General features: G+C 70.6%; 26 protein-coding genes and 2 pseudogenes. 18 read left to right on the top strand and 10 right to left on the bottom strand.

All coding sequences use genetic code 11. From position 1 onward, the window contains the following. Positions 1-58 precede the first annotated feature (58 nt). A complete protein-coding gene (locus tag HIR79_RS17040) occupies positions 59-535 on the top strand; it encodes a phosphate-starvation-inducible PsiE family protein (protein WP_169959261.1) in 477 nt (158 codons plus the stop codon). A 23-nt stretch (positions 536-558) separates the two neighbouring features. Here the strand turns inward: HIR79_RS17040 and HIR79_RS17035 are convergent, their stop codons facing one another. The 3 genes from HIR79_RS17035 to HIR79_RS17025 form a co-directional block, all read right to left on the bottom strand. After that, a complete protein-coding gene (locus tag HIR79_RS17035; protein ID WP_169959260.1) occupies positions 559-774 on the bottom strand; it encodes a TIGR02450 family Trp-rich protein in 216 nt (71 codons plus the stop codon). A gap of 35 nt (positions 775-809) precedes the next feature. Then, the gene (locus HIR79_RS17030) at positions 810-1,808 is read right to left on the bottom strand and encodes an NADP-dependent oxidoreductase (RefSeq protein WP_169959259.1); all 999 of its coding nucleotides are present in this window, start codon (positions 1,806-1,808) and stop codon (positions 810-812) included. A gap of 431 nt (positions 1,809-2,239) precedes the next feature. Next, positions 2,240-2,497 (bottom strand): hypothetical protein, encoded by a 258-nt coding sequence (locus tag HIR79_RS17025; RefSeq protein ID WP_119021549.1) that lies wholly within the window; start codon positions 2,495-2,497, stop codon positions 2,240-2,242. Positions 2,498-2,720: 223 nt separating this feature from the next. On the opposite strand from HIR79_RS17025, the gene HIR79_RS17020 reads away from it, so the two are divergent. The 4 genes from HIR79_RS17020 to HIR79_RS17005 all read left to right on the top strand — a co-directional run bounded on the left by HIR79_RS17020 (position 2,721) and on the right by HIR79_RS17005 (position 5,302). Next, positions 2,721-2,885 (top strand): hypothetical protein, encoded by a 165-nt coding sequence (locus HIR79_RS17020; protein WP_162899859.1) that lies wholly within the window; start codon positions 2,721-2,723, stop codon positions 2,883-2,885. A gap of 126 nt (positions 2,886-3,011) precedes the next feature. Then, complete coding sequence (rnk, locus tag HIR79_RS17015; protein ID WP_119021548.1) at positions 3,012-3,425, top strand: nucleoside diphosphate kinase regulator; 414 nt, start codon at positions 3,012-3,014, stop codon at positions 3,423-3,425. Positions 3,426-3,441: 16 nt separating this feature from the next. Further along, the gene (locus tag HIR79_RS17010; RefSeq protein ID WP_110068832.1) at positions 3,442-4,059 is read left to right on the top strand and encodes a LysE family translocator; all 618 of its coding nucleotides are present in this window, start codon (positions 3,442-3,444) and stop codon (positions 4,057-4,059) included. Between the two features lie 88 nt (positions 4,060-4,147). After that, positions 4,148-5,302, top strand: a complete 1,155-nt coding sequence (locus HIR79_RS17005; RefSeq protein ID WP_169959258.1) for an EAL domain-containing response regulator — start codon at positions 4,148-4,150, stop codon at positions 5,300-5,302. Here HIR79_RS17005 and HIR79_RS17000 read toward each other — a convergent pair. Beyond that, a complete protein-coding gene (locus HIR79_RS17000; RefSeq protein ID WP_249322368.1) occupies positions 5,242-6,717 on the bottom strand; it encodes an acyl-CoA dehydrogenase family protein in 1,476 nt (491 codons plus the stop codon). The two genes, HIR79_RS17005 and HIR79_RS17000, sit on opposite strands and share 61 nt — an antisense overlap. A gap of 215 nt (positions 6,718-6,932) precedes the next feature. Between HIR79_RS17000 and HIR79_RS16995 the strand changes: the two genes are divergently transcribed. From HIR79_RS16995 to HIR79_RS16980, 4 genes are all read left to right on the top strand, one after another. Beyond that, positions 6,933-7,478 carry an NUDIX hydrolase gene (locus HIR79_RS16995; RefSeq protein WP_169959257.1) on the top strand — a complete coding sequence of 182 codons (546 nt, stop codon included), beginning with the start codon at positions 6,933-6,935 and terminating at the stop codon, positions 7,476-7,478. Then, a complete protein-coding gene (locus HIR79_RS16990; protein ID WP_169959256.1) occupies positions 7,475-8,401 on the top strand; it encodes an AAA family ATPase in 927 nt (308 codons plus the stop codon). The genes HIR79_RS16995 and HIR79_RS16990 overlap by 4 nt, the downstream gene beginning before the upstream one ends. Positions 8,402-8,623: 222 nt before the next feature. After that, positions 8,624-11,470, top strand: coding sequence for a transglutaminaseTgpA domain-containing protein (locus tag HIR79_RS16985; protein ID WP_169959255.1), 2,847 nt, complete (start codon positions 8,624-8,626; stop codon positions 11,468-11,470). Positions 11,471-11,496: 26 nt separating this feature from the next. Then, on the top strand, positions 11,497-11,982 hold the full coding sequence (locus HIR79_RS16980) for a glutathione peroxidase (protein ID WP_169959254.1): 486 nt from the start codon (positions 11,497-11,499) through the stop codon (positions 11,980-11,982). A 127-nt stretch (positions 11,983-12,109) separates the two neighbouring features. Here HIR79_RS16980 and HIR79_RS16975 read toward each other — a convergent pair whose 3' ends face one another. Next, positions 12,110-12,499 carry a DUF7079 family protein gene (locus tag HIR79_RS16975; protein WP_110068824.1) on the bottom strand — a complete coding sequence of 130 codons (390 nt, stop codon included), beginning with the start codon at positions 12,497-12,499 and terminating at the stop codon, positions 12,110-12,112. A gap of 168 nt (positions 12,500-12,667) precedes the next feature. On the opposite strand from HIR79_RS16975, the gene fabV reads away from it, so the two are divergent. Further along, entirely contained in the window at positions 12,668-13,873 is a 1,206-nt protein-coding gene (gene fabV, locus HIR79_RS16970) for an enoyl-ACP reductase FabV (RefSeq protein ID WP_169959253.1), read from the top strand. 67 nt (positions 13,874-13,940) lie between these two features. Continuing rightward, positions 13,941-14,156 carry a hypothetical protein gene (locus HIR79_RS16965; RefSeq protein WP_169959252.1) on the top strand — a complete coding sequence of 72 codons (216 nt, stop codon included), beginning with the start codon at positions 13,941-13,943 and terminating at the stop codon, positions 14,154-14,156. On the opposite strand, the pseudogene HIR79_RS18850 reads toward HIR79_RS16965, so the two are convergent. Further along, positions 14,135-14,551: pseudogene (locus HIR79_RS18850) on the bottom strand (hypothetical protein); the annotation flags it as partial. The gene HIR79_RS16965 and the pseudogene HIR79_RS18850 overlap by 22 nt on opposite strands. Here HIR79_RS18850 and HIR79_RS16960 point away from each other — a divergent pair. Next, a pseudogene (locus tag HIR79_RS16960) lies at positions 14,432-15,346 on the top strand (GlxA family transcriptional regulator); the annotation flags it as partial. The pseudogenes HIR79_RS18850 and HIR79_RS16960 sit on opposite strands and share 120 nt — an antisense overlap. A 3-nt stretch (positions 15,347-15,349) precedes the next feature. Here the strand turns inward: HIR79_RS16960 and HIR79_RS16955 are convergent. Next, entirely contained in the window at positions 15,350-15,976 is a 627-nt protein-coding gene (locus HIR79_RS16955; RefSeq protein WP_169959250.1) for a class I SAM-dependent methyltransferase, read from the bottom strand. A 191-nt stretch (positions 15,977-16,167) separates the two neighbouring features. Between HIR79_RS16955 and HIR79_RS16950 the strand changes: the two genes are divergently transcribed. The 5 genes from HIR79_RS16950 to astB are packed head-to-tail and all read left to right on the top strand — an operon-like array spanning position 16,168 to position 22,397. Continuing rightward, a complete protein-coding gene (locus HIR79_RS16950; RefSeq protein WP_169959249.1) occupies positions 16,168-17,382 on the top strand; it encodes an aspartate aminotransferase family protein in 1,215 nt (404 codons plus the stop codon). 41 nt (positions 17,383-17,423) lie between these two features. After that, positions 17,424-18,512, top strand: a complete 1,089-nt coding sequence (locus HIR79_RS16945) for an arginine N-succinyltransferase (protein ID WP_110068818.1) — start codon at positions 17,424-17,426, stop codon at positions 18,510-18,512. Further along, the gene (gene astA, locus HIR79_RS16940; protein WP_169959248.1) at positions 18,512-19,558 is read left to right on the top strand and encodes an arginine N-succinyltransferase; all 1,047 of its coding nucleotides are present in this window, start codon (positions 18,512-18,514) and stop codon (positions 19,556-19,558) included. Before HIR79_RS16945 ends, astA begins: the two co-directional genes overlap by 1 nt. Then, on the top strand, positions 19,558-21,027 hold the full coding sequence (gene astD / locus HIR79_RS16935) for a succinylglutamate-semialdehyde dehydrogenase (RefSeq protein ID WP_169959247.1): 1,470 nt from the start codon (positions 19,558-19,560) through the stop codon (positions 21,025-21,027). Before astA ends, astD begins: the two co-directional genes overlap by 1 nt. Then, entirely contained in the window at positions 21,024-22,397 is a 1,374-nt protein-coding gene (astB, locus tag HIR79_RS16930; protein ID WP_169959246.1) for an N-succinylarginine dihydrolase, read from the top strand. Before astD ends, astB begins: the two co-directional genes overlap by 4 nt. An 81-nt stretch (positions 22,398-22,478) precedes the next feature. On the opposite strand, the gene HIR79_RS16925 is transcribed toward astB, so the two are convergent. Together HIR79_RS16925 and HIR79_RS16920 are read right to left on the bottom strand one after the other, a co-directional pair. Then, positions 22,479-23,528, bottom strand: coding sequence for an SPFH domain-containing protein (locus tag HIR79_RS16925; RefSeq protein ID WP_169959245.1), 1,050 nt, complete (start codon positions 23,526-23,528; stop codon positions 22,479-22,481). Between the two features lie 6 nt (positions 23,529-23,534). After that, the gene (locus HIR79_RS16920) at positions 23,535-24,026 is read right to left on the bottom strand and encodes an NfeD family protein (protein WP_169959244.1); all 492 of its coding nucleotides are present in this window, start codon (positions 24,024-24,026) and stop codon (positions 23,535-23,537) included. Between the two features lie 583 nt (positions 24,027-24,609). Between HIR79_RS16920 and HIR79_RS16915 the strand changes: the two genes are divergently transcribed. Further along, positions 24,610-25,353 carry a trimeric intracellular cation channel family protein gene (locus tag HIR79_RS16915; protein ID WP_169959243.1) on the top strand — a complete coding sequence of 248 codons (744 nt, stop codon included), beginning with the start codon at positions 24,610-24,612 and terminating at the stop codon, positions 25,351-25,353. Positions 25,354-25,421: 68 nt separating this feature from the next. Here the strand turns inward: HIR79_RS16915 and HIR79_RS16910 are convergent, their stop codons facing one another. Continuing rightward, the gene (locus HIR79_RS16910) at positions 25,422-26,237 is read right to left on the bottom strand and encodes a PEP-CTERM/exosortase system-associated acyltransferase (protein ID WP_169959242.1); all 816 of its coding nucleotides are present in this window, start codon (positions 26,235-26,237) and stop codon (positions 25,422-25,424) included. Positions 26,238-26,256: the final 19 nt, after the last annotated feature.

The raw sequence follows: 26,256 nt of genomic DNA, 5'->3' as shown, positions 1-26,256 counted from the left end.
CGCGCGCTCGGGTATCAATGGAGCCGACCCCGCTGGGGAGCTACCGGGAGAGGCGGCGATGGAACAGCAAGACCACGACAGACACCGCGGACCGCAGCTGCAGCATGATGAGCTGCCCAAGGAGCACGAGGACCCGCTGATCCAGCGGCTGCATTTCATCATCCGCCAGGCGATCAAGGTGCTGGCGGTGCTGATGGTGCTGGTGATCATCTGGGGCGTCCTGGATGTCATCTACGTGCTCTACACCAAGTTCATCTCTCCGCCGGTGCTGCTCTTCGAGGTCAGCGATATCTTCGTGATCTTCGGCGCCTTCATGGTGGTGCTGATCGCCGTCGAGATCTTCATCAATATCCGCCTCTACCTGGGCACCAATATCCTGCCCATCCGCCTGGTGGTGGCCACGGCGCTGATGGCGATCGCCCGGAAGGTGATCATCCTGGATATCGCCACCGTGACGGCGATGGAAATGCTCGCCATCGCCGCCGTGGTGCTGGCGCTGGGGGTGACCCACTGGCTGGTGGGCAAGCCGGACTAGAACCTGAAGCCAGGCGTGGACGATCACCGCCAGCCCATCAGCCAGGTGGCGTCGTCCTTCAGGTCCTGCCAGGGCAGGGTGGTCTCGCGGCGGGTGTAGACGGCCTCGAGGACCACCGCGACCACGTTCTCTTCCTCGTCGCGTTCCAGCGCCGTCACCAGGAAGTGCTTCTCCTTGTTCCGGGGCTTCGCCGCGGTCCACTTGCTGTGGTGCAGCTTCTCGGGGTTGATGGTGTTCATGGCGTCGCTCCTTGGTTGCCGCCGTGGGATACGGGTCAGAGCCGCACCAGCATCTTGCCGGTGTTGGCGCCCTCGAAGAGCGCCAGGAAGGCCTCCGGCGTGCGCTCGAGACCCTCCTCGATGGTCTCCGCGTAGTCGATCTCGCCACTGGCGACCAGCGGGCCGACCTCCTGGAGGAAGCGCGGGTAGTCGGCCCAGTGGTCGAAGACGATGAAGCCCTGCATGCGCAGGCGCTTGATCAGCACCATGGCGAGGTTGCTGGGCCCCGGGGTCGGCCCCTCGGCGTTGTAGCGGGTGATCATGCCGCACACGGCGATACGCCCGCCGGTGCGCAGCGTGTTGAGCGCCGCTTCCAGGCAGATGCTTCCCACGTTCTCGTAGTAGATGTCGAAGCCCTCCGGGCAGGCCGTCTGGAGCGCCTCGGTGAGCTGCCCCGCGTCGCGGCCGCGGTAGCTCACCGCCTTGATGCCGTTGGACTCCAGCCAGGCGAGCTTCTCGGGCGCCCCGGCGATGCCTACCACGGTGCCGCCACGGGCTTTGGCCAGCTGCACGGCCAGCGAGCCCACCGCGCCGCTGGCGGCGCTGACCAGCACGTTGTCGCCCGCCTTCATCTCGGCGATCCGGTTCAGGCCCGTCCAGGCGGTCATGCCGGGCATGCCCAGCACGCCGAGGTAGGCCTGCTCGGGCACGTCGATGCCCGGCAGGGGCTCCACCTGGTCGCCCGGCAGCTGGGCGATGTCCCGCCAGCCGGCCATGTGGCGGACCCGGTCGCCCACGCTCAGGCGTGCATCCCGGGATTCGATCACCTCACCCACCGCGGCGCCCTCCAGTGGCTCACCGAGCACGAAGGGGTCGATATAGGTCCTCACGCCGCTCATGCGGCCGCGCATGTAGGGGTCCACCGATAGCCAGGTGTTGCGAATCCGCACCTCGCCCTCGGCCAGGGCAGGCAGCTCGGTCTCGCGCAGCTCGAACAGCTCGCGCCCCGGCGTGCCCTGGGGGAAGTCGTTGATGGTGAAGTAGCGTGACTGCATGGTGCCCTTCCTTTGCGTGACGGGGAGTGGGCCAGTCTAGGCCAGGGAGAGGTGCCCGGGTCAATCTCGCCAGGAACACCCTGTCGGACGATGCGGGTGCTGGCACTCCCGGGCTTCGACGCAAGGGCGCCCCTCGGGGCAAGGCATTCTCCCGAGGGGCGACGTCATGCGGGCAAGGGGGGGCAGCGCTTGACTGGCTGCTGGGGCGTCAGCCCAGGTAGGCCGCTACGGCTTCGAAGGCGGTGCGTTGCCATTGTGATTGGCGATACCAGAACGCCAGGACTTCGGTGTCGAGGGTAGGTGAAGTGTAATCATTCATGATAGCTGTCCTCCTGAGTGGGACACCTATCACCATAGCTCCTTCCTTGCTGCATTGCAGCATGAGGCGTTATGTCTGATGCCTGCCTTTCCGCCCGCATGGGCAGGGCGGGCTACCCGAGGCCGCGGCTCAGCAGGTCGTCGGCCACGGCGCGGGAGGCCTGGGCAAACTCGATGCGTGCCGCGCCCAGCGCGCTGAGGTCGCGGGAGTCGCTGTCGCGCTCCAGGCGGTCGAGCAGCGCCTTGGCCTGGGCCAGGCGGCGGGCGAGGGCGGTATCGAAGACCAGGCAGGCGTCGGGAACCTCGGGGTCGGCGAGCGGCTGGTCGATCAGTTCGGAGGACAGTGACGGGGGACAGGGTATGGCGTCCATGGACAGCATCCTGAGCACGGTAGACCCGGGGTGGCCGGGGAAAGGCGAATGCCTTTGATCATATCCATAGTGCCGATTGGCCGGCTATGTCAATCCTTGCCGTGAGGCCGGCGTCGACGAGTGGCGGTGCCGTCCGGGGGCACCGGGGTGACGGGCGGTTGCAGGGCTCGGGCGCGGGGCCCATGCTGGGGCGATGGCAGTCGGACCAGTCAGGGAGCGTGTCATGGGAGTGAAGGGATTTGCCGGGGGCTTGATCGCGCTGGGCGTGGTGCTGGGGCTATACGGCTGGCGGGCCTGGAACCCGGTCGCCTTCGTGGGGCTGGCCCTGGCCGTGGTGGGGGCGGTGGTGCTGGCCACCGGGCGTCGCGGCCCTGGCGAGGGGACCTGACAAGCCGCCTCATTGGGCTTATGATGGTCCGAGTCGACAGTCCTTCCCCCCTTCGGGGGTGGAGGGCTGTTTTTATTGGATGGCCCAAGGCTTTCTCTCTGCGTTGACGGGTTATCAGGAGGTCGTATGTCACCCCGCCCCCCCATCATCATCAATCGCCTCGATGCCGAGCGCCTGCAGCGCCTGATCGACGAGGCCAGCGACAAGGATCTGTTCGTTGCCGAGGCCCTCGAGGAGGAGCTCGAGCGCGGTGAGGTCGTCGATCCCGAGGAGATCCCCGAGGACGTGGTCAGCATGAACAGTCGGATCCAGTTCACCGACCTGACCCGCAACCGCCAGATGATCCGCACCCTGGTCTACCCCCACGCCCTGGCCACCACGGAGGATGGCATCTCGGTCATGGCGCCGGTGGGTGCCGGGCTGATCGGGCTGCGCATCGGCGATGTGATCGACTGGCCGCTGCCGGATGGTCACGAGGTACAGCTGCGCGTCGATGCCATCTTCTGGCAGCCGGAGCGCGAGAAGCAGTTCCACCGCTGAGAGGCCGCCTTCCACCATGCCGTTTTCCCTCTGGCTCTCCCTGGCGGCGGTCTGCGCCATGGGCGCCATGTCGCCGGGCCCCAGCCTGGCCCTGGTGCTGCGCCATACGCTGGGCGGCGGTCGCGCTCCGGGGGTGGTGGCGGGGCTCTCCCATGCGCTGGGCGTGGGTCTCTATGCACTGCTGACGGTGTGGGGGCTCGGCGCGCTGATCGTGCGTCAGCCGGCGCTGTTCCAGGTGATCACCTGGGCCGGCGCGGCCTACCTGGCCTGGCTCGGCCTCAAGGCCCTGCGTGCCGGTCGCGCCGGCCCGCTGGAAGCCGGGGCGGTGCCCACCACTCGGCGCCAGGCGGCCCGGGAGGGCATGCTGGTCGCGCTCGGCAATCCCAAGCTGATCCTCTTCTTCATCGCCCTGCTCAGCCAGTTCGTCACCCCGGACATGAGCCTGGCCGCCAAGGCGGTGATCGTGCTCACCGCGATGATCATCGACGGCGCCTGGTACGTGATGGTAGCGGTGGGGCTCTCCCACTCCCGGGTGCTGCCCTGGCTGCAGGCGCGCTCCCACTGGGTCAATCGCATCACCGGGGTGCTGCTGCTGGCCCTGGCGCTGCGCGTGGTGGCCGGGCCGCTGGCGTAGGCAACGTTGATGCCGGTCATCATACCTGTCGTGTGACTTTCATCAGGCGGTGTTACGCTCTGGTTACTTGCTGACCGGAATCCCGCCGATGTACGACTCCTCGCCTGCACCACTCGCGCTGGTCCTGGAGGCCGACCCGGACGTCGCCGCCGTGCTTTCCCTGCAGTTCGAGGTACTGGGTCTGGAGACCCGCTACTTCCAGCAGTCGACCGCGCTCCTCGCGGCGGTGGCCGCGCGGCCGCCGCGCCTGGTGGTGCTGGGGCTGGAGTTCGGCAGCGAGGACGGCTTCGCCCTGCTGCGCCACCTGGCGGCGACCGGCTACCGCGACTGGGTGCTGCTGCTCTCCGGGGTCGAGCGCAAGATCGCGCGGATCGCCGAGCGAGTGGGGCATACCCTCGGCCTGCAGATGCTGGGCTGCCTCGACAAGCCGATGCGCCTCTCCGAACTGCGCCGCTGTCTGGACAACCTGAGGGTGGGCTGTCGGGCGCCTCTCGAGGCCCGAGGCGAGCCGCTGTTCAGCGCCGACGATCTCGAGCAGGCCTTCATCCGGGACGAGCTCACCCTTCACTACCAGCCCCAGTTCGAACTCGCCACCGGCCGGCTCAGCGGGGTCGAGGCGCTGGTGCGCTGGGCCCATCCCGCCCTTGGCCTGATCGGCCCTGCCAGCTTCCTGCCCCTGCTCTCCCTGGACCAGGGCAAGCGCCTGACGCGCCACGTGCTGGCGCGGGCCCAGGCCGATGCGGCCGTCTGGCTGCGCGAGGGCGTCTCGGCATCGGTCTCGGTCAACGTGACCGCCGATGACCTGATGTGCCCGGACCTGCTGGAGCTCGCCTGCCTGCGCTCCCCCGAGGATCCGCCCCTGGTGCTCGAGATCACCGAGACCGCCGCCATGCAGGATGAACTGCTGGGCAGCGAGGTGGCGGCGCGGCTGCAGCTGCTGCCGATCAGCGAACTCAAGGTGGATCGCAGCTTCGTGCAGCATCTCCAGGAGGAAACCCAGGACGCGGCCATCGTCGAGGCGGTGGCCCTGCTGGGTCGACGCCTGGGCATCCGGGTGGTGGCCGAGGGGGTCGAGGATCCGGCCAGCCTGGCGCTCCTCGATCGCTTCGGCTGCACCCACGTGCAGGGCTACGGGCTGGCCCGGCCGATGCCGGCCGAGGCGATCCTCGAGGTGGGATCGACTCAGGATTCGATGCGTGCCAGCAGTGTCGTGCAGGGCGAGCCGCTGGGCAGCACGCCGTAGGCGGGACTGGCCTCGTCGCCCAGCCGGGTGGCGCAGAAGGCGTCGGCCACCTCGCTCGGCGCGTGCTGCACCAGCAGTGCCGCCTGCAGGCACTGGGCCAGGCGCTGGGTGAGCCAGCGGGCGCGGGGTTCCAGCCCCTCGGCGGGCTCGGCCAGCAGCCGCTCCAGCTCTGCCAGGGCGGCGTCCAGCCGGCGGTTCTCGCCCCGGGCGGGCGCCATCGCCTGCCAGCAGGCGGCCAGCGCCTCGGGGTGGCGGCGCAGCACCCGCAGCACGTCCAGGCAGATCACGTTTCCCGAGCCCTCCCAGATCGAGTTGACCGGCGCCTCGCGGTAGAGCCGCGCCAGCGGCGACTCCTCCACGTAGCCGATGCCGCCCAGGCACTCCATGGCCTCGGCCATGAAGCCGGGGCCGCGCTTGTTGTGCCAGTACTTGGCCAGCGCGGGCAGCAGCCGGGCCAGGGCGCGTTCGTTCTCGTCGCCCCGGGCGGCGCCGTCGAAGGCCCGGGCGGCACGCATCACCAGGGCGAGGCCCGCCTCCACCTCCAGCGCCAGGTCGGCCACCACCGCCTGCATCAGCGGCTGCTCGGCCAGCGCCCGGCCGAAGGCGTGGCGCTCGCGCACGTGGTGCCAGGCCACCCGTAGCGCCTGGCGCATCATGCCGACCGGCGCGGTGGCGGCGTCGAGGCGGGTCTGCTGGACCATCTCGAGGAGGGTGGCGATGCCGCGCCCCGGCGCGCCGATGGGCTCGGCCCAGGCGCCGCGGTACTCGATCTCCGCCGAGGCGTTGGCGCGGTTGCCGCACTTCTCCTTGAGCCGCTGCAGCTCGATGGCATTGCGCTCCCCGTCGGGGGTGAAGCGCGGCACCAGGAAGCAGCCGAGCCCGTCGTCGGTGCGGGCCAGGGTCAGGAAGGCATCGGACATCGGCGCGCTGCAGAACCACTTGTGGCCGGTGAGCCGCCAGCCGTCGTCGCTGGGCTCGGCGTGCGTGGCGGCGAGGGATTCGGCTCGCGTGGCCGCGAGGGGGTCGGCTCGCGTGGATGTGGCGCGCAGATCGCTGCCGCCCTGCTTCTCGGTCATCGCCATGCCGAAGGTGAGCCCGCTTTTCTCAATGGCCGGCAGGGGGCGCGGGTCGTAGTCCCAGGCCAGCAGCCCCGGCGCCCAGCGCGCCTGTGCCCGGGAGGAGTGGCGCAGCACCGGCATGGCCGCATGGGTCATGGTCACCGGGCAGCAGAACCCCGGCTCGGCCTGGGTCAGCAGGTAGAGGGCCGCCACGTGGGCCTGGTGGCCGCCGCGGCCCTCCTCCTGCCAGGCCACGGCGTGCCAGCCGCGGTCGATGGCCAGGTGCATCAGCTCGTGGTAGGCGGGGTGGTAGCTGACCTCGTCGAGGCGTCGCCCATGGCGGTCGAAGAGCCGCAGCGTCGGCGGGTGGCGGTCGGCGGCCTCGCCGAGCGCCTGGCGCGGGCTGGTTGGTCACCCGATGGGTGGCCAGCCGGGTGCGGGGAGCGTGGTCGGACATGGCACACCTCCAGTATCGAAGGGGTGTCCTGAGCATGGTGGGCCCGCGGGGCCCGGTCAACGTGACGCCGCGGCGCCGACTGGGTAGGCTTGAGGCATTTCCCCGGGAGATGCCCATGACCGACGCCCTTCGCGACGAGCCGCTGCCGACGCCGCACGTTGCCCGCGAGCGCATCCAGCTGGTGGATGCCCGTAATCGCCCCTGCGGCAGCGCCTGGCGCGCCCAGATGCGGCGCTTCCGCTTCTGGCACCGGGCCACCTACATCGTGGTGCGCAACGCCCGCGGCGAGATCTGCGTGCAGCGCCGAACCCTCACCAAGGAGGTCTTCCCCGGCGGACTCGACCTGGCCGCCGGCGGCGTGGTGGGCGCCGGCGAGGCCGAACACCTGGCGGCGCGCCGTGAGCTGGCCGAGGAGCTGGGCATCCGCGGCGTGCCGCTGCGCCCGGCCGGTGGCTTCATCCACGCCGAGGGAGGCCACCATATCTTCGGCAGCCTGTTCCTGGTCGACCACGACGGCCCGCTGGCGCTGCAGGCGGAGGAGGTGGCCGAGGTCTTCTGGCGGCCGCCCGCCGAGGCCCTTGCGCTGCCCGGGGTCACCCCGGACACCCGCCAGGCGCTGCAGGTACTGCTCGAGACCGGCCTGCTGGGGCCCGCGCCATGAACCGCCCGGCCCGGCTGGGCGACCTGGAGGCCGTGGTGGCAGCGCTGGAGGGGGTGGTGCTCGGCAAGTCCCGGGAGGTGCGCCTGGCGCTGTGCTGCCTGCTGTGCCGCGGCCACCTGCTGATCGAGGACCTGCCGGGGCTCGGCAAGACCACCCTGGCCCAGTCCCTGGCGCGGGTCACCGGGCTCGACATGCAGCGCCTGCAGTTCACCAGCGATCTGCTGCCCGCCGACGTGCTGGGGGTCTCGGTGTTCGACCCCCGGGAGGCGCGCTTCACCTTCCACCCCGGGCCGATCTTCCACGGCCTGGTGCTGGCCGACGAGATCAACCGCGCCACCCCCAAGACCCAGAGCGCCCTGCTCGAGGCCATGGAGGAGGGGCGGGTGACCGTGGAGGGGGAGACCCGGGCGCTGCCCGATCCCTTCTTCGTGATCGCCACCCAGAATCCCCAGGAGCAGGCGGGCACCTTCGCCCTGCCGGAATCCCAGCTCGACCGCTTCTTGATGCGCCTCTCCCTGGGCTATCCGGACCGCGCCGCCGAGCGCGAGATCCTGCGCGGTCGCGCCGGGCGCGTGCGCCTCGACCGCCTGCCGGTGCTGCTGGACGCCGAGCGCCTGCGTGCCTGGCAGGTGCGCCTGGACGACATCCACGTGGCGGATGCGCTGCTCGACTATGTCCAGGCGCTGGTGGCCGCCAGCCGTGACCACCCGGAGCTGGCCTGGGGACTCTCCACCCGCGGCGCCCTGGCGCTGCTGCAGGCGGCCCGCGGCTGGGCGCTGCTCGAGGGGCGCGACCACGTGCTGCCCGAGGACGTCCAGGCGGTGTGGGGGCCGGTGGCGGGCCACCGCCTCAGCAGCGGCCGGCGCGAGGAGGGCGAGGCCCTGGCCCGTCACCTGCTGGCGCGCGTGCCGGTGGCGGGCTGAGCATGGCGCGGCTGACGCTGGGCGAGCGCTGGTGGCGGCGCCTGGCGATGGCGCCGGGCACGCCGCTGCCCCAGCGCCAGCTCTTCCTGCTGCCGACCCGCTTCGGGCTGGGCTGGGCAGTGCTGGTCCTGCTGCTGCTGCTGTTCGGCATCAACTACCAGAACACCCTCGCCTATGTGCTGGCCTTCTGGCTGTTCGGCCTGGGGGTGGTGGCCCTGCTGCGTGCCTGGCGCAACCTGCTCGGCGTCACCCCCACCCTGCGCCTGCCCCAGGAGGTGTTCGCCGGCGGCGAGGCGCGTCTCGGCGTGGTGCTCGCCGGGGGGGCGCCCGCGCACGGCGCTGGAGCTGCATGGCGCGGGCGTCTCGGCACGCCTCGATCTGCCGGAGGGACAGGGCGAGGCCGTCCTGGCCCTGCCGGCTCCGCGGCGCGGCGAGCAGCCGCTGCCGCGGCTGCGCCTGGAGACCCGCTGGCCGCTGGGGCTGGTGCGCGCCCTGGCCTGGCTGCAGAGCGACGAGCGGCTGCTGGTCTATCCCCGCCCGCTTGCGGAGGACGAGCCCGAGCACCGTCACGCCGGCGCGGGGCTGGAGGCCACCGACTTCGCCGGGCTGCGCCGCGCCGAGCCCGGCGACAGCCCGGCCCGGCTGGCCTGGAAGCAGTGGAGCCGCACCGGGGTGCTGGCCGCCAAGGCCTTCAGCCTGCCGCCCCGCCAGCAGCTGTGGCTCGACTATGACGCCTGTCGCGGCGACCCCGAGCGGCGGCTCTCCCTGCTCTGCGCCCGGGTGCTGGCCCACCACCGGGCCGGCGACCGCTACGGCCTGCGCCTGCCCGGGGTGACCCTGTCCCAGGGGGAGGGGCCCCACCAGCGCCGTGTGGCCCTGGAGGCGCTGGCGCGCTTCTCCCCCTCGGGCGACCGGGGGGGCGGAGTCATGAGGCCCGGCATGGCCGGCCGCGGCGGCGAGGCGGTGCTGGCCGATGGCCAGGCGCTGAGCGGCGCCATGCTGCGCCAGCTCTTCCTCGGCCAGTGCCTGGTGCTTGCCCTGCACCTGGCCTGGATGCCGGCCTGGCTCGCGGCCCTTGCCGCCCTGGTGGCCGGCTATCGCCATCTTCAGCTGCGCCGCCGCCTGCCCCGCGCCGGCGTCGTGCTGCGCCTGGCCGGCGTCGGTGCGCTCACCGGCGGCCTGTGGCTGCACTACGGCACCCTCGGGCAGATGGAGGCCATGATCGGCCTGCTGCTCGGGGTCTACCTGCTCAAGCTGCTCGAGACCCATGACCGGCGAGACGGGCGGGTGGTGGTGGCCATCGGCTTCGTGGCCACCACCGTGGCCTTCCTGCACGACCAGGGCATCCCCATGGCCGCCGGCGGGCTGCTGGTGCTGGCCTGGCTGGTGCACTCGCTGGTGTGGCTTTCCGGGGGCGATGCCCGCCGGGCCTGGCGCGAGAGCGCCTGGCTGCTGCTGCTCTCGGCGCCGCTGATGGTGCTGCTGTTCGCGGTCTTTCCGCGCCTTGGGCCGCTGTGGAACCTGCCCCAGGCCGATCGCGCCTCTACCGGGCTCACCGACGAGATCGCCCCGGGCGACATCGCCCAGCTCTCGCGCAGCGACGCCCGCGCCTTCCGGGCGCGCTTCGAGGGCGCCGAGCCCACACCCGCCGAGCGCTACTGGCGGGTCTACACGCTTTCCGACTTCGACGGTGAGCGCTGGCGGCGGACCACTCCCGAGCGCCTGGCCGCCACCCTGGGCCGACCGCTGGAGGAGTTCGTTGCCGAGGGGCGCCGCTCGCCCTGGCTCGATGGGGCGCCGCGCTTCGAGGTGGAGCTGCTGCTGGAACCGGACAGCCGCCCCTGGCGGCCGTCGCTGGGCGCGCCGCTGGCCACCGAGGAGCCCCTACGCTTCCTGGCCGATGGCACCCTGGAGGGCACCTCGCCGCTGGCCTCGCGCAGCCTGCTGCGCATGAGCAGCACCGGCCAGGCGCCGGCCAACCCCGATCCCGCGGGCCCCGCCTGGCATGCCATGCTGCCGGCCGAGGGCAACCCTCGCACCCGCGAGCTGGCCGAGCGGCTGTGGCGGGAGAGCGGCGCCGAGCCACGGGCCTTCCTGGCCGCCATCATGGCGCGCTTCGGCGAGGCGCCGTTTCGCTACACCCTGTCGCCGCCGCGGCTGACCTCCGCCGATCGGGTCGACGAGTTCCTGTTCGAGAGCCGCGCCGGCTACTGCACCCACTACGCCTCGGCCATGGCGGTGATGGCTCGCTCGGTGGGCCTGCCAGCCCGTGTGGTGGCGGGCTTCCTGGGCGGCGAGCGTCACCCCGACGGCCACTTCACCATCCGCGACTACGACGCCCACGCCTGGATCGAGGTGTGGCTCGATGGCGCCTGGCAGCGCCTCGACCCCACCGCGGCGATCGCCCCGGAGCGCATCGAGGAGGGGCCCCAGGCCGTCGATGACGGCCGCGAGGCCTTCCTGGCCGATGCCCCCTTCTCGCCGCTGCGCATGCGCGAGGTGGGTTGGGTCAATCGGCTGCGCCTGGACTGGGAGCGCCTGGAATACCGCTGGCAGCGCGGCGTGATCGGCTACCAGCGCGAGGCGCGCAATGCCTTGATGGCCCGGGTGACCGCGCGGCTGCACGCCCTGTGGGACCGCCTGGTGGCGCTGGCCCCCGGCCGCGGCTGGCTGGGGGGGCTGCTGGGGCTGCTGATGGCGGCGGCGGCCGCCGCCGGGCTCGCCGCGCTGCTGCGTCTGGCCTGGCGACGCCAGCGGGAGGCGCACGACGAGGCGCTGCGCATCGCTCGCCTCCAGGCCTGGCTCGGTCGCCGCGGCCTGGGAGTGCGGCCCGGGGAGTCGCCCTCGGCCCATCTGCGACGGGTGGCCGAGGCGGCGGGCGATGCGGGGCCAGCGCTGCGCGACTGCGCCCACCATCTGGAGCGGCTGCGCTACGCCCCCCTGGGGCGGTCCGAGCGTCGCGAGCGCCGCCGCCAGCTGGCCCGGCGGGAGAGGGAGGTGCGACGCCGGCTGCGTCGGCTGCCACGCCGCCGGAGGGGTGGCGCGCAGGCGGGTGGCGTGGCATCGTGAAGGTCATCGACCATGAAGGCGCGCGCATGTCCCTCCACGATCATCAGTGCCGCACCGCCCAGGGCGAGCCCTTCAACTTCGGCGCGCTGCGCGGCCAGGTGCTGCTCATCGTCAACGTCGCCAGCCGCTGTGGCTACACCCCCCAGCTGCGCGAGCTGGAACGTCTCTACCGCCGCTATCGCGAGCGGGGCTTCACGGTGATCGGCTTTCCCTGCAACCAGTTCGGTCGCCAGTCGCCGGAGTCGGCGCTGGACTTCTGCACCCTGAGCGCCCGGGAGTATCAGGTCAGCTTCCCGCTGATGGAGAAGGTGAGGGTCAACGGCGGCGGGGCCCATCCGCTGTTCGTGGAGCTCAGGAAGGCCGCCCCCGGGGTGCTGGGCACCACGGCGATCAAGTGGAACTTCACCAAGTTCCTGGTGGGCCGGGATGGCCGGGTAATCCGCCGCTTCGCACCGCGCGACGGCGAAGCGGTGCTGCGCGAGGCGCTGGAGCTGGCCCTGGACGAAGGGTAGGGGCTCTCGATCAGCTCGTTCCAGCAGGGTGTGTGGAGAGCCGAGTCATCATGGGGGTGTCTCGCCCCTTTCTACCATCAGTCGTGCGATCAGCTCGTTCCAGCAGGGTGTGTGGAGAGACGAGTCATCATGGGGGTGTCTCGCCCCTTTCCACCATCAGGCGTGCGATCAGCTCGTTCCAGCGATGCCGCGTCATCATGGTGGTCAGCCCCGAGAACAGCATCCAGCTGGTGCGGCGCCATCCGGTGAGCCGGAGGTTGTGGGCCACCAGCTGCTTCATCAGCTTGTAGTCGTCGAAGCGGCGCCACTCGCCCACCATCGACATCTGCTGGCGCCCCAGCACCGGGGCGAGCTCCAGGCGGAAGATCCACTCCAGCTCCTTCAGCGTCAGGTCGTGGCGCTCGATGACCTCGATCATGTGCGCATAGTCGCGCTCGCCGGGCTCGCGCTCCAGCCACAGCGGGGCCAGCGCCAGCCACAGCTCGCCGCGTTCATCGACCAGGGCCTGTGCATTCATCGGGATCCTCCTCGTGGCAATGCGCCCGGAGGTGCATCCTGCCCCAGGCGCGTGGCGGGCTCAAGGGCGGACAGCGCCCGGCGTGACCGCTAGAATAGGGCGATTGCCACTCCATGACAGCGGGACGGCGGCATGCCGGCCCGACAATGACCAACAGCGAGGTCTGACGTGATCATCAAGCCCAAGGTACGCGGTTTCATCTGCACCACCACCCACCCCGTCGGCTGCGAGAAGAACGTGCTCGAGCAGATCGAGGCGACCCGCGCTCGCGGCCTGGACAAGGCCCGCGGCCCGAAGAAGGTGCTGGTGATCGGGGCCTCCAGCGGCTACGGCCTGGCGGCCCGCATCACCGCCGCCTTCGGCTACGGTGCCGACACCCTGGGCGTGTTCTTCGAGAAGCCGGGCAGCGAGAAGAAGCCGGGCACCGCCGGCTGGTACAACAGCGCCGCCTTCGACAAGTTCGCCAAGGCCGAGGGGCTCTACAGCAAGTCGATCAACGGCGACGCCTTCTCCCACGAGGCCCGCGAGACCGCCATCGAGCTGATCAAGCAGGACCTGGGCCAGGTCGACCTGGTGGTCTACTCGCTGGCCTCGCCGGTGCGCAAGCTGCCGGACTCCGGCGAGCTCAAGCGCTCCAGCCTCAAGCCGATCGGCGAGACCTACCGCGCCACCGCCATCGACACCAACAAGGACACCATCATCGAGGCCGAGGTGGAGCCCGCCACCGAGCAGGAGATCGAGGACACCAGGGCGGTGATGGGCGGCGAGGACTGGGAGCTGTGGATCGACGCCCTGGACCGTGCTGGCGTACTGGCACCGGGCGCGCGCAGCGTCGCCTTCAGCTACATCGGCACCGAGATCACCTGGCCGATCTACTGGCATGGCGCCCTGGGCAAGGCCAAGGAGGACCTGGACCGCGCCGCCGGCGAGATCGACAAGCGCCTGGCGGCCACCAGCGGCGGCGCCAACGTGGCGGTGCTCAAGTCGGTGGTGACCCAGGCCAGTGCGGCCATCCCGGTCATGCCGCTCTACATCGCCATGGTCTACAAGGTGATGAAGGAGAAGGGCCTGCACGAGGGCACCATCGAGCAGCTCAACCGCCTGTTCGGCGAGCGGCTGTATGGCGCCGACAGTGGCGAGATGGCCACCGACGACGCCGGCCGCCTGCGCCTGGACGACTGGGAGCTGCGCGACGACGTGCAGCAGGCGTGCAAGGACCTCTGGCCCCAGGTGACCACCGAGAACCTCTTCGCTATCACCGACTATGCTGGTTACAAGCACGAGTTCCTGAAGCTGTTCGGTTTCGAGCGCGATGACGTCGATTACGAGGCCGATGTGAACCCGGACGTGGAATTCGATGTCGTGACACTGTAAGGAGCGCGCGAGTCCGGTCGGGATGACGGGTTTGTGACGCGGTGGCTTATCGACCCTGGAGGATCTCATGGACACCAGAGAGAGCAAGACACCGGAAGAGGAACTCGAGCATCTCAAGGAGGTGCTGGAACCCGAGGACTTCGACGACCCCGAGCCGGATGCCAAGCAGCCCGAGGCCAAGAAGCCGCCGCCCAAGACGATGCAGCGCCTGCTGCCCACCATCATCGTGGTGCTGGGCCTGCTGGTGGCGGCCATGCTGATCTACAGCGGCAGCGCCCAGTAGCCCTTCTCCGTCTCGAGACTCCCTGCCGGCCGGGCCTTAGCGCCCGGCCTTCTGCTTGGGTAAGATGAGGGCCCCCTTTCCTGCCGGCCCCGCCCATGCACGAGCCCTCGCCACCCCCGCCTGCGTCGTCGCCCTCCCGGCGAGTCGGCGTGCTGGTGCTGCCCGGCTTCTCGCTGCTGGCCCAGGCCTGCGCCACCGAACCGCTGACGGTGGCCGGCCAGCTCGCCGGCGCGCCCCTCTATCGCCTCGTCACTCTGGGGGCGGCGGTGCAGCCGGTCGCCAGCGCCTCCGGCCAGCGGCTGCTGGCCGAGCTGAGTCTGGCTCAACCCGGCCTGTCTGAGCCTGGTCTGGCTCAACCCGGTCTGTCTGAGCCTGGTCTGTCTGAGCCTGGTCTGGCTCAACCCGGTCTGGCTCAACCTGGTCTGGCTGAGTCTGGTCCTGCTGAACCTGGCCTAGCCCCGGCCGCCGCCGACCTGGACATGCTGCTGGTGTGCGCCCCCGGTGCCCAGGCGGCCGACGAGGCCCTGCGGCGGCGGCTGGTCGAGCTGGCGATACCGGGACGGCTGATCGCGGGGATCGGCGGAGGGGCGGAGCTGCTGGCCCGCGCCGGGCTGCTGGACGGCTACCGGGCCACGGTGCCTTGGCAGCACCTCGAGGCGGTACGTCGCGCCCATCCGCGCATCCGGCTCTCCCGGCAGCCGTTCGAGATCGACCGCGAGCGCCTGACCTGCGGCGGCGGCACCGCGGCCCTGGACATGATGATGACCCTCATCGGGCGCCAGCACGGCAGCCAGCTCGCCGAGCGGGTTTCGGCCCACTTCGTGCTGGAGCGGGTGCGCATGGGCGAGGAGCCGTCCGGCCAGCCCTTGGGCGGCGTCCCCGAGAGCCTGGCGGAGGCGCTGGCGCTGATGGAGGCCAACGTGGAGGAGCCTTTGACCACCGCCGAGCTGGCCGAGCACCTGGGGATCTCGCGGCGCCAGCTGGAGCGGCTGTTCAAGAAGCACCTGCAGGCGGTGCCCAGCCGCTACTACCTGGACCTGCGCCTGCAGCGGGCGCGGCGGCTGTTGCGCGAGAGCGAGCACCCGGCGGGGGAGGTGGCGATGCTGACCGGCTTCTCCTCGGCGGCGCATTTCTCCACCGCCTACCGCAACCACTTCGGCCTGACCCCGCGGGAGGAGCGGCTGGGCTGAGCGTCAGCGAGGCCGTGTCGGGCGTGCCAGCAGGGCCCGAAACAGCGTGCCCATCATCACCGGGGTGTCCTGCTCGATGGTGAAGCCGGCGCCTTCCAGCAGCGGCCGGGCCTGGCGGGTGATGTCGGTGGCGATGGCGCTGGTCAGGGCGTTGAGGGCGCGCCGGGCGGCGCTCGCGGGGCGGTCATCGGCCTGGAACTTGTCCATCACGCACAGCTGGCCGTCGCCCCGGAGCACCCGGTTAGCCTCGGCCAGCCCCTGTGCCGGGTCTGGCATCACGGCCACGATCAGGTGCATCACCACCACATCGAAGTGCTCGCCGGGAAAGGCGAGCGCCTCGCCGTCCATCTCCGCGGCCTGGACGTCCATGCCCAGCGCCTCGGCGCGGCGTTCGATGCGCCGCACCATGGCCGGGCTGAGGTCGGTGGCGTGAATCTCCACATCCCGCGGCAGCCAGGGCAGATCGAGCCCGGTGCCGGCGCCCACCAGCAGCACCCGCATCCCCGGCTGCCAGGTCACCTGGTCGAGCGACCGGTGCCGCGCCCGGCGAAAGGCGCGCTCGGCCACGGCGTCATAGAGCGGCGCGTAGAGGCTGTAGCGCAGGCGGTTCCAGGCGGTGGTATTGAACATGGGCGGATCCTTCGAGGCATCGACCTCAGCCTAGCCTTTTTCACAACTCCCTGTCCCATCGATGAAAGCATCCGGCAGGGCGACTCCCTATACTCGGTGGGGTATTCGCTACGACGTCACCTTTTTCGCCCAGCTTTCCGCAAAGCATTCCGCAAAGCATTCCGCAAAGCACTTCGTAAAGGACAAGCGACATGATCCAGACCCCGACCCGCGCCGACTTCGACCGCTACATGGTGCCCAACTACGCCCCCCAGCAGGCGATCCCGGTACGCGGCGAGGGCAGCCGCCTGTGGGACCAGGCCGGGCGCGAGTACATCGATTTCGCCGGCGGCATCGCGGTCAACGGCCTGGGCCACTGCCATCCGGTGCTGGTGAAGGCCCTCACCGAGCAGGCCGGCAAGCTCTGGCATGTCTCCAACGTCTACACCAACGAGCCGGCCCTCAAGCTGGCCCGCAGCCTGGTGGAGCGCACCTTCGCCGACAAGGTGTTCCTCTGCTCCTCGGGCGCCGAGGCCAACGAGGCGGCCCTCAAGCTGGCCCGCCGCTGGGCCCATGACCACTTCGGCGAGCACAAGAACCGCATCGTCTCCTTCACCCAGTCGTTCCACGGCCGCACCTTCTTCACCGTCAGCGTGGGCGGCCAGCCCAAGTATGCCCAGGGCTTCGGCCCGGTGCCGGGGGGGATCGTCCACGGTGAGTACAACAACCTCGACAGCGTGCGCGACCTGATCGACGACGACACCTGCGCGGTGATGGTGGAGCCGATGCAGGGCGAGGGCGGCGTGCTGCCGGGCGACCCCGAGTTTCTGGCCGGCCTGCGGGCGCTGTGCGACGCCCATGACGCCCTGCTGATCTTCGACGAGGTGCAGACCGGCGTGGGCCGCAGCGGCACCCTCTACGCCTACCAGCAGCTCGGCGTGACCCCGGACATCCTGACCAGCGCCAAGTCGCTCGGCGGTGGCTTCCCGGTGGGCGCCATGCTCGCCAGCGACCGGGTGGCGTCGGCCTTCGCCTTCGGCACCCACGGCTCCACCTACGGCGGCAACCCGCTGGCCTCGGCGGTGGCCCTGGCGGCGGTGGAGTTCATCGACACCCCGGAGGTGCTGGAAGGCGTGAAGCGCCGCCATGCGCTGTTCCGCGAGCACCTCGAGGCGATCAACGACAGGCACGGGGTGTTCGGCGAGATCCGAGGCATGGGCCTGTTGATCGGCGCCGTGATGTCCGCCGACTACGAGGGGCGCGCCGCCGAGATCCTGCCGCTGGCGGTGGAGGAGGGGCTGATGGCGCTGGTCGCCGGGCCCAACGTGCTGCGCATGGCGCCCTCGCTGGTGATCCCCGAGGCGGACATCGCCGAGGGCATGGCGCGCCTGGAGCGCGCCATCGCTCGGCTCGTGGCCGGTCAGTGAGCCGGCCCGCCGGCCCCCTGTCATCCGAGGGAGACCCCGCCATGCTGGTCGTTCGCCCCGTTGTGCCCGCCGACCTGCCCGCCCTGGAGCGGCTGGCCGGCATGGCCGTGCCGCAGCTGACCAACCTGCCGGCCCATCGCGATCGCCTGGAGGAGCGCATCGCCCGCTCCCGCCAGGCCTTCACCGCCGAGGTGGCCTTCCCCGGCGATGAGCACTACACCTTCGTGCTCGAGGACCGGGAGCGCGGCGAGGCGGTGGGCACCGCTACCATCCGCGCCCAGGCCGGCGCCCGGGACGCCTACTATACCTACCGGCAGGAGACCCTGATCCACGCCTCCCAGCAGCTCAACGTGCGCCGAGAGGTGCAGACCCTGGCGCTCTCCCACGAGGTCTCCGAGGCGAGCCTGCTATGTGCCTACTCGCTGGACCCCCGCTACCGGGGCACCAGCGCCGAGAGCCTGCTGCGCCGCGCGCGGCTGATGTTCATCGCCCAGTACCCGGAGCGCTTCGCCGGCCTCTTGGCCATGGCCTTCCCCGGCTTCCTGGACGGCGCCGGTGAGTCGCCGTTCTGGAACAGCGTGGGGCGCCACTTCTTCATGCGCGACTACCAGGAGATCAACACCCTGGCCGGCATCCGCTCCAAGAGCTTCATCGCCGAGGTGATGCCGCAGTTCCCGCTCTACCTGCCGCTGCTCACCCCCCAGGCGCGGGCCGCCATCGGCCGCGAGCATCCCGACCATGAGGGGGCGCTGGCCGAGATGCTGGCCGAGGGCTTCCTGCGTTCGCGTCACGTGGACATCTTCGATGCCGGGCCGGTGATCAAGGCCGAGCGCGAGCGGCTGCAGACCTTCCGCCGCGCCGCCTGGCACCCGGTGCGCATCCGCCCGGCCCACGCCCTGCCGGATGCGGAGCCGGCCATGGTGGCCAACCAGCGTCTCGGTGACTTCTGCTGCGTGGTGGCGCGCTATGCGCTGTCGCCCACCGGCCAGCTGATGCTCTCGCCGGAGCACGCCGAGCGCCTCGGCGTGGAGGAGGGGCGCGCGGTGCTGGCCGCGCCGCTCGCGCTGCCCGGCATGGGCGACGACGGCGCCGAGGAGCGCGACCCGGGCTACGACGAGGGAGAGCTGTGATGCGTATTCGACCGATCGCCGAGGGTGACCTGGACGAGCTGCAGGCGCTCTCCCGGGAGACCGGCGTGGGCTTCACCTCGCTGCCCGACAACCGCGAGTTCCTGGCCGCCAAGATCGCCGCCACGATCAACGCCTTCGAGGAGCGTGTGCCGCCGGACCAGCGCAACTACTTCTTCGTGCTGGAGGACGAGGCCACTGGCCACCTGGCCGGCTGCTGCGCCATCGAGGGCGAGGTGGGGCGCGAGGTGCCCTTCTACCACTACCGGGTAGGCACCCTGGCCCACTCCTCGGTGCAGCTCGACCTGCATCGCACCATCGACAGCCTCTTCCTGTGCTCCGACCACACCGGCGATGCCGAGGTGGCCTCGCTCTTCCTGCGCCCCGAGTACCGCGGCGGCGACCGCCGCCACCAGCGCAACGGCGCGCTGCTCTCCATGGTGCGCTGGCTGTTCATGGCGGAGTTCCGCGACCGCTTCCCCGCCAAGGTGCTGGCGGAGATGCGCGGGGTCTTCGACGAGCGGGGCAGGAGCCCCTTCTGGCACTGCCTGGGCAGCCACTTCTTCCCGCTGGACTTCGACGAGGCCGACCGGCTCACCGGGCTGGGCCAGAAGAGCTTCATCGGCGAGCTGATGCCCAAGTACCCGATCTATACCCCCTTCCTCTCCGAGGAGGCGCGGGCCTGCATCGGTCGGGTCCACGAGCAGACCCGCCCGGCCCTGGCCATGCTCAAGAAGGAGGGGCTGCGCTGGGAGGGCTACATCGACATCTTCGATGGCGGCCCCACCGTCGAGGCCTACATCGACGATGTGCGCGGGGTGCGCCTCTCCCGGCACTGTCGGGCCGAGATCGACCCGACGCTGAGCGATGAGGGCGCGCGGCCGCGCTGGCTGGCCGCCACCACCGGCATGGCCGACTTCCGCGCCGCCTGGGTGGGGCGCGGCCCCGACGCGGCGGGCGTGCTCAGGCTCGCGCCCGGCGAGGCGGCGCGGCTCGAGGTGGACGCCGGCGCCACCCTGCGGATTCTGGATAGCGAGGAGGAAGGCTGATGAAGGCGAGACGAGAGCTGCTGGTGGGCGGTATCTGGCAGGCCGGGGAGGGCCGGACCTTCACCAAGCACGACCCGGTCTCCCGGGAGCGACTCTGGGAGGGGCGTGCCGCCAGCCCGGCCCAGGTGGCGGCCGCCGTGGCGGCCGCCCGCACGGCCTTCCCCGGCTGGGCGCGCACCCCCTTCGCCGAGCGCCAGGCGCTGGTGGAACGCTTCCGCGAGGTGCTGGAGCGCCATCGCGAGGACCTGGCCGCGGCCATCGCCCACGAGACCGGCAAGCCGCTGTGGGAGTCGCGCACCGAGGTGGGCGCCATGATCGGCAAGGTGGCGCTCTCCCTGCGCGCCTACCAGGAGCGCACCGGCGAGCGGGAGCGCGACCTGGGGGATGCCCGGGCGGTGCTGCGCCATCGCCCCCACGGGGTGATGGCGGTGTTCGGTCCCTACAACTTCCCCGGCCACCTGCCCAACGGCCATATGGTGCCGGCGCTGCTGGCGGGCAACTGCGTGGTCTTCAAGCCCAGCGAGCAGGCCCCGCTGACCGCCGACCTCACCCTGCAGTGCTGGCTGGAGGCGGGGCTGCCCGCCGGCGTGATCAACCTGGTGCAGGGTGCCGTGGAGACCGGGCAAGCGCTTGCCGCCGTCCCGGGCATCGACGGCCTGCTGTTCACCGGCAGCGCCGGGGTAGGCGGCATGCTGCACCGACAGTTCGCCGGCCAGCTGGACAAGATCCTCGCCCTGGAGCTGGGCGGCAACAACCCGCTGGTGGTGAAGGACGTGCCCGACCAGGACGCCGCGGTGCTCACCATCCTGCAGTCGGCCTACCTCTCCGGCGGCCAGCGCTGCACCTGCGCCCGGCGGCTGATCGTGCCCGAGGGGCCGGTGGGTGACCACCTGCTCGACGCGCTCAGCGACGCCGTCTCGCGGCTGCGGGTGGCCGGCCCGTTCAGCGAGCCCGCCCCCTTCTACGGCGGCCTCGTCAGCGTGGCGGCGGCCGATGGGCTGCTCGCCGCCCAGGCGTCGCTGGAGGAACTCGGCGCCACGGTGCTGGCGCGCATGGAGCGCCTGGAGGAGGACACCAGCCTCCTCTCGCCGGGGCTGATCGACGTCACCGGCCTTGAGGTGCCCGACGAGGAGCACTTCGGCCCGCTGCTCAAGGTGCAGCGCTACCGCGACTGGGACGAGGCGATCGCCCTGGCCAACGCCACTCGCTACGGCCTGGCCGCCGGCCTGATCGGCGGCGAGCGCGCCGACTGGGACGACTTCCTGCTGCGCATCCGCGCCGGCATCGTCAACTGGAACCGCCAGACCACCGGCGCCTCCGGCGATGCCCCCTTCGGCGGGGTAGGGGATAGCGGCAACCATCGCCCCAGCGCCTTCTATGCGGCCGACTACTGCGCCTATCCGGTGGCCTCCATGGAGAGCGAGGACCTGCACCTGCCCGATCAGCTGCCGCCGGGGGTGAGCCTGTGAACGACCAGCAGAGACCGGATCGCGACTACCGCGAGGTCAACTTCGACGGCCTGGTGGGGCCGACCCACAACTACGCGGGCCTGGCGCTGGGCAATGTCGCCTCGATGAGCCACGGCGGTCTGGTGGCCAACCCCCGGGAGGCCGCCCTGCAGGGGCTGGCCAAGATGAAGGCGCTGATGGACGCCGACTATCTCCAGGGGGTGCTGCCGCCCCAGCAGCGCCCCGACCTGGGCGCCTTGCGGGCGCTGGGCTTCACCGGCAGCGACGAGCGGGTGCTGGCCCGGGCCGCCGGCGATGCCCCGCAGATCCTGCGGGCGGTCTGCTCCGCCTCGAGCATGTGGACCGCCAATGCCGCCACGGTGACGCCCAGCCCGGACGCGCCGGATGGCCGGGTGCACTTCACCCCGGCCAACCTGCAGTCGAGCTTCCATCGCTTCCTGGAGCCAGCCACCACCGGCCGGGTGCTGGCGGCGATCTTCCGCGACGAGGCCCGCTTCGCCCACCACCCGGCGCTGCCGGCGACGCCGGCCTTCTCCGACGAGGGGGCGGCGAACCATACGCGCCTGGCCGGTGGCCACGGTGACGCCGGCGTTCACCTCTTCGTCTACGGCCGCGAGGCCTTCGGCTGGGGCAGCGAGACCCTGCCGGCCCCGAAGCGCTTCCCGGCGCGCCAGACGCTGGAGGCGAGCCAGGCGGTGGCCCGCCAGCACGGCCTGGCCGAGTCGCAGACGGTCTTCGCCCAGCAGCATCCCGAGGCCATCGACGCCGGGGTGTTCCACAACGACGTCATCGCGGTGGGCAACGGCCCGGTGCTGCTCTATCACGAGATGGCCTTCCTCGACGAGGCGGGCACCCTCGAGGCGCTGCGCGAGCGCATGCGCACGCCGCTGATCCCGGTGCGCATCCCCCTCGAGGCGGTGAGCCTCGAGGATGCCGTCTCTTCCTATCTCTTCAACTCCCAGCTGCTCTCCAACCCCGACGGCTCCATGACCCTGGTGGTGCCCGGGGAGTGCCAGGAGAACGCGAGCGTGTGGCGGACGGTCCAGGACCACCTGCTGGCCGGGGCCAACCCCATCGGCGAGGTGGTGGTGAAGGACGTCAAGCAGAGCATGCGCAACGGCGGCGGGCCCGCCTGCCTGCGCCTGCGGGTGGTGCTCGGCGCCGAGGAGCGCGGGGCGCTGGCCGGCCGGGTGCTGCTCGACGACGCCCTGCACGGCGAGCTTACCGCCTGGGTCGAGCGCCACTACCGCGATCGTCTCGCCCCCGAGGACCTCGCCGACCCGGCCCTGGCCCGGGAGACCCTCGTCGCCCTGGACGAACTGAGCGGTATCCTCGAGATCGGCAGCGTCTACCCCTTCCAGCTGGGGTGAGGGCTGCCGGCCCCCACGACATCGGCCCGCCAGATGGCGGGCCGATGTCGTCATGGGTGAGGGGGTGATGAAGAGAGGTGCTCAGCCGCCGCTGGCCGCTCCGCCCACCACGCCACCGCGCAGGCTACTGCGGTTGCCGCTGGCCTGAAGGTGGCTAGCCACGGCGTCCTCCGGGGAGCCGGCCATCTCGCGGAACATGCCCATGGAGCCGAGCAGCGCCGAGGACTCGTAGGGCACGAAGACGCGCTCACCCTCCTTGGCCATGGTCGGCAGCGCCTTGATGTAGCTCTGGCCGAGCAGGTAGCCCACCACGGTGCGCTTGTTCTCCTCGCTGTCGCCGATGGCGCCCAGCACCAGCTTGATCGACTCCTGCTCACCCTGGGCGCGCAGGATGGCGGACTCCTTGTCGCCCTGGGCGTTGAGGATCGCCGACTCGCGCTGGCCCTGGGCCATGGCGATGGCGGCCGCCTTCTCGCCCTCGGCCTCGGTGACGGTGGCCCGGCGCTTGCGCTCGGCGGCCATCTGCAGGCGCATGGCGGACTCCACCTCCTCGGGCATGGCGATGTCCTGCACCTCGACCCGGGAGATCTTCACCCCCCACTTGGAGGCGGCCTCCTCCATGGCGGCCTGGATCTCGTTGTTGACCTCGGCGCGGGACTCGAACAGCTTGTCGAGCTCCATCTTGCCGACTACCGAGCGCAGGGTGGTCTTGGCCAGCACCTCCACCGCCTGGCTCATGTTCTCCACCTCATAGACGGCGCGCTTCGGGTCGATGATCTGGTAGTAGAGGGCGCCGTTGATATTCACCGTGACGTTGTCGGTGGTCACCACCGGCTGGCCGGGGAAGTCCATCACCGTCTCGCGGCGGTCGATGCGCGCCTCGTTGCTGGTGACGGCGTGGTACTCCTCGCCCATCTTGCGAAAGCGGATCATGGTGATGGCGCGGGGTTGGTCGATGAAAGGCACGATGATGTTGATGCCGCTCTCCAGCACCCGGTTGAACGACCCCAGGCGCTCGATCACCATCACCTCCGACTGGCGCACGATCACCAGCCCCTTGGCGATGATCAGGATGCCGATGACGACGACGATCAGGGCGATGATCAGCCCCGGGCTGACGGGAAGATCCATTGGGTATTACTCCTTGTCGTGGGTGGCGCCGGAGACCGGCGCTGGAGAGGCCAGCGTCACGATGGCGGTGGTGCCATCGAAGGCCTGGAAGATGACCCGAGTGCCGGGAGGCAGGTCGGTCTTGCCGCTCTCCTCGTCGGCGGCGACCCGCAGGCGATAGAAGTCGCCGTTGATCTTGATGCCGCTGGCGCCGTCGAAGTCGCGCTTGAGGGTGGTATAGGTGTGGCCCTTCTCCACCCCGGTACCGGTGGTGCCGTAGGCCACGCCGCGGGGCGAGAACCGGGGGCGGATCACCCAGATGGCAAGTGGCACCAGCACCCCGGAGAAGAGGCCCATGCCCAGCAGCTGCCAGGGAAGCGGCAGCCCCAGGGCAGCGAGGCCGGCGGTCAGGGCGGCGGCGATGCCGAGCGCCAGCAGCACCAGCCCGCCGGTGGTGAGCTCGGCAAGGCCCAGCAGCAGGGCGACGATCAGCCAGATGACGGCGGGATTCCAGTCCATGGGGCGTTCCAGTGGCTCGGGAGTGGGAGACCGGACCGCAGTGGCCCAGAGACGCGGCGGGCGACGAGGGGGGATCTGGACGCATGCCGCCAGGCCGCTCCCCCAGGGTACTCGGTTGAGGCCCCGTGGGCCATGCCCGCCGGGGGAAGGCCTGTGGAACCCCGGCGGCGGTCAGGGTTCCAACGGACGCGGCCATCCCCCTTGACCTTTGGGCGGCCCACAGGTTCTAGAGTGTGAATGTCACCGACCAAGCGAACCCTCTGCAAGGAGCCCCACCATGACCCATCGACAGACGCGCCAGCCGAACCGCAAGGAGGAGATCCACGCCATTGCCGAGACGCGCCCCCGAATCGCGCCCAGGAGGAGGAGATCGCCTTCCTGCGCGATTGGCTCGAGTCCCACGGCCACAGCGTCGACTGACCACCCGCGGCGGGTATTGCCACGCTTCGCAGGCGGCCGTTGGGCCGCCTGCTCGCGTTAGCGCCGCCGTCGACGCTTGCGCCTGACCGAGAAGGCCTCGATGGGTGAAAATTGGGCTATGCTGTCGCCCATTTGCTATTGATTCGTCGGGAGGCAAGCAACGGTGAGCGGTCTGATCTACTGGCTGGACATGGCAGGGGTGATCGTCTTTGCACTGTCGGGGGTGATACTCGCCTGCCGCTCCCGCATGGACCCCTTCGGCATGCTGGTGTTGGCAGCGGTGACGGGCATCGGCGGCGGCACCCTGCGCGACCTGGTGCTGGGCGTGCGGCCGGTCTTCTGGGTCACCGACCCCACCTACCTGTGGGTCATCATGGCCACCGTGGGGCTCTCGATTCTTTGCTTCCACTATATCCATCGGCTCAACCGGGGTTTCCTGCCGGTAGCCGATGCCTTCGGTCTGGCGCTGTTCACGGTCATCGGCACCCACAAGGCGCTGCTGCTCGAGGCGCCCGGGGTGGTCGCGGTGCTGATGGGGATGCTGACCGGGGTAGCTGGGGGCATGGTGCGGGATGTGCTGGCACGACGGGTGCCCATGGTGCTGCGCCAGGAGGTCTACGCCACGGCGGCCATCGCCGGCGGCATCACCTACGTGGTGCTGGACGCCCTCTCCGCACCGGGCACCCTGACCATTGCCCTGGCGCTGCTGGTGACCCTGGGCTTGCGCCTCGCCGCCATCTACTGGCAGCTGGCGCTGCCCACCTTCGCCTGGGTGACCATTACGCCTCCGCCGCCATCCGGCGAGGAGACCGGTGAAGGTGCGGCGCCACCCGCCGTGCCGCGCCCCAAGGTGCGGGTCAGGATGATCCGGCCGGAGCAGTCGAGGCGCCGGCCGAACAAGCTATGAGAGGTACATGCCCCGTCCGGACCATGATGGAACTTTGCTGGATGGGGATGCTGACTCCCGGGCCGGCGCTAGACGGCAGACACCCGGGTGCTTTCGCCGTGGAGGACCCGCTCTAGTTGAGGGCCAAGGACTTCCTGGATATGGCGGTAGAGTGGGGCCAGCGCGAGCTGCATGCCGGCGTCTGCCTGCTCGCGAGTAATGCAGTAGGCGCTTCGCTGGCCATGGAACTCGATCGTCTCTCCCACTTTCGTGAAGTGGAACCCAGCCATCGCGAGAAGCCGAGGGAGTCTCGGTTCCATCATGGCAAAGGCAATCTCCTTGCCTGACATCCTGCCCAGCGCGTAGCCGGCCAGGAACAGGCCGCTCACCAGGAAGGGGAATGTCTCGCGCTCTGAGGCACTGAACTCATGTGGGTTGGTCGTGATACCTGGAACCTCCGTATCCTGGATTCGGCTACGAAAGATCCTGGCCACGGCAAGACGAGAAATCTCGTAGTAGGTGGCCTTGTCGAGTCGTTCAGGGTGCAGGACGGGGTGAGTGAGACTTTGGCCGCCATAGGTCTCCAAGGGTAGCCTGTCCAGTGGGGCCGGGAGAGAGGGGTTCGGCATTACCAGCCGAGTGCAGGCCGCCGTCAGTCCGGTGCGTCGGTGTTCGATGAGACAGTGGATTGCATGCTGGTCATAGGCGTCGAACTCCAGGCCGTTGGCACTGTCCGCAGGCTCCTCGTAGCCCAGCTCCTCGCAGTAGACGTCATAACGAAGCCGGAAGATCCGCTTCTTATCCTGGGGGGATGTGGCGAGGCAAAATCTGAACTCCTTCACGAAACGAGCCAGTAGCTGGTCTGTGGCCTCGCGGTTCTTCCAGGATGTCTGAGTTTGGGCCATCAGGCTAGTTCCTTCTGGG

The organism is Halomonas sp. PGE1 (assembly GCF_013000985.1).
GTDB lineage: Bacteria > Pseudomonadota > Gammaproteobacteria > Pseudomonadales > Halomonadaceae > Halomonas > Halomonas alkalicola.
Note: the sequence above shows the minus strand (reverse complement) of the source record. Positions and strands in the feature narration are given on the sequence as shown.

What these genes read in the sequence shown, in the direction of transcription:
- HIR79_RS17040 (WP_169959261.1), top strand. Translation starts at nt 59, where the DNA reads ATGGAACAGCAAGACCACGACAGACACCGCGGACCGCAGCTGCAGCAT.
- HIR79_RS17035 (WP_169959260.1), bottom strand. Translation starts at nt 774, where the DNA reads ATGAACACCATCAACCCCGAGAAGCTGCACCACAGCAAGTGGACCGCG.
- HIR79_RS17030 (WP_169959259.1), bottom strand. Translation starts at nt 1,808, where the DNA reads ATGCAGTCACGCTACTTCACCATCAACGACTTCCCCCAGGGCACGCCG.
- HIR79_RS17025 (WP_119021549.1), bottom strand. Translation starts at nt 2,497, where the DNA reads ATGGACGCCATACCCTGTCCCCCGTCACTGTCCTCCGAACTGATCGAC.
- HIR79_RS17020 (WP_162899859.1), top strand. Translation starts at nt 2,721, where the DNA reads ATGGGAGTGAAGGGATTTGCCGGGGGCTTGATCGCGCTGGGCGTGGTG.
- rnk (WP_119021548.1), top strand. Translation starts at nt 3,012, where the DNA reads ATGTCACCCCGCCCCCCCATCATCATCAATCGCCTCGATGCCGAGCGC.
- HIR79_RS17010 (WP_110068832.1), top strand. Translation starts at nt 3,442, where the DNA reads ATGCCGTTTTCCCTCTGGCTCTCCCTGGCGGCGGTCTGCGCCATGGGC.
- HIR79_RS17005 (WP_169959258.1), top strand. Translation starts at nt 4,148, where the DNA reads ATGTACGACTCCTCGCCTGCACCACTCGCGCTGGTCCTGGAGGCCGAC.
- HIR79_RS16995 (WP_169959257.1), top strand. Translation starts at nt 6,933, where the DNA reads ATGACCGACGCCCTTCGCGACGAGCCGCTGCCGACGCCGCACGTTGCC.
- HIR79_RS16990 (WP_169959256.1), top strand. Translation starts at nt 7,475, where the DNA reads ATGAACCGCCCGGCCCGGCTGGGCGACCTGGAGGCCGTGGTGGCAGCG.
- HIR79_RS16980 (WP_169959254.1), top strand. Translation starts at nt 11,497, where the DNA reads ATGTCCCTCCACGATCATCAGTGCCGCACCGCCCAGGGCGAGCCCTTC.
- HIR79_RS16975 (WP_110068824.1), bottom strand. Translation starts at nt 12,499, where the DNA reads ATGAATGCACAGGCCCTGGTCGATGAACGCGGCGAGCTGTGGCTGGCG.
- HIR79_RS16965 (WP_169959252.1), top strand. Translation starts at nt 13,941, where the DNA reads ATGGACACCAGAGAGAGCAAGACACCGGAAGAGGAACTCGAGCATCTC.
- HIR79_RS16955 (WP_169959250.1), bottom strand. Translation starts at nt 15,976, where the DNA reads ATGTTCAATACCACCGCCTGGAACCGCCTGCGCTACAGCCTCTACGCG.
- HIR79_RS16950 (WP_169959249.1), top strand. Translation starts at nt 16,168, where the DNA reads ATGATCCAGACCCCGACCCGCGCCGACTTCGACCGCTACATGGTGCCC.
- HIR79_RS16945 (WP_110068818.1), top strand. Translation starts at nt 17,424, where the DNA reads ATGCTGGTCGTTCGCCCCGTTGTGCCCGCCGACCTGCCCGCCCTGGAG.
- astA (WP_169959248.1), top strand. Translation starts at nt 18,512, where the DNA reads ATGCGTATTCGACCGATCGCCGAGGGTGACCTGGACGAGCTGCAGGCG.
- astD (WP_169959247.1), top strand. Translation starts at nt 19,558, where the DNA reads ATGAAGGCGAGACGAGAGCTGCTGGTGGGCGGTATCTGGCAGGCCGGG.
- HIR79_RS16925 (WP_169959245.1), bottom strand. Translation starts at nt 23,528, where the DNA reads ATGGATCTTCCCGTCAGCCCGGGGCTGATCATCGCCCTGATCGTCGTC.
- HIR79_RS16920 (WP_169959244.1), bottom strand. Translation starts at nt 24,026, where the DNA reads ATGGACTGGAATCCCGCCGTCATCTGGCTGATCGTCGCCCTGCTGCTG.
- HIR79_RS16910 (WP_169959242.1), bottom strand. Translation starts at nt 26,237, where the DNA reads ATGGCCCAAACTCAGACATCCTGGAAGAACCGCGAGGCCACAGACCAG.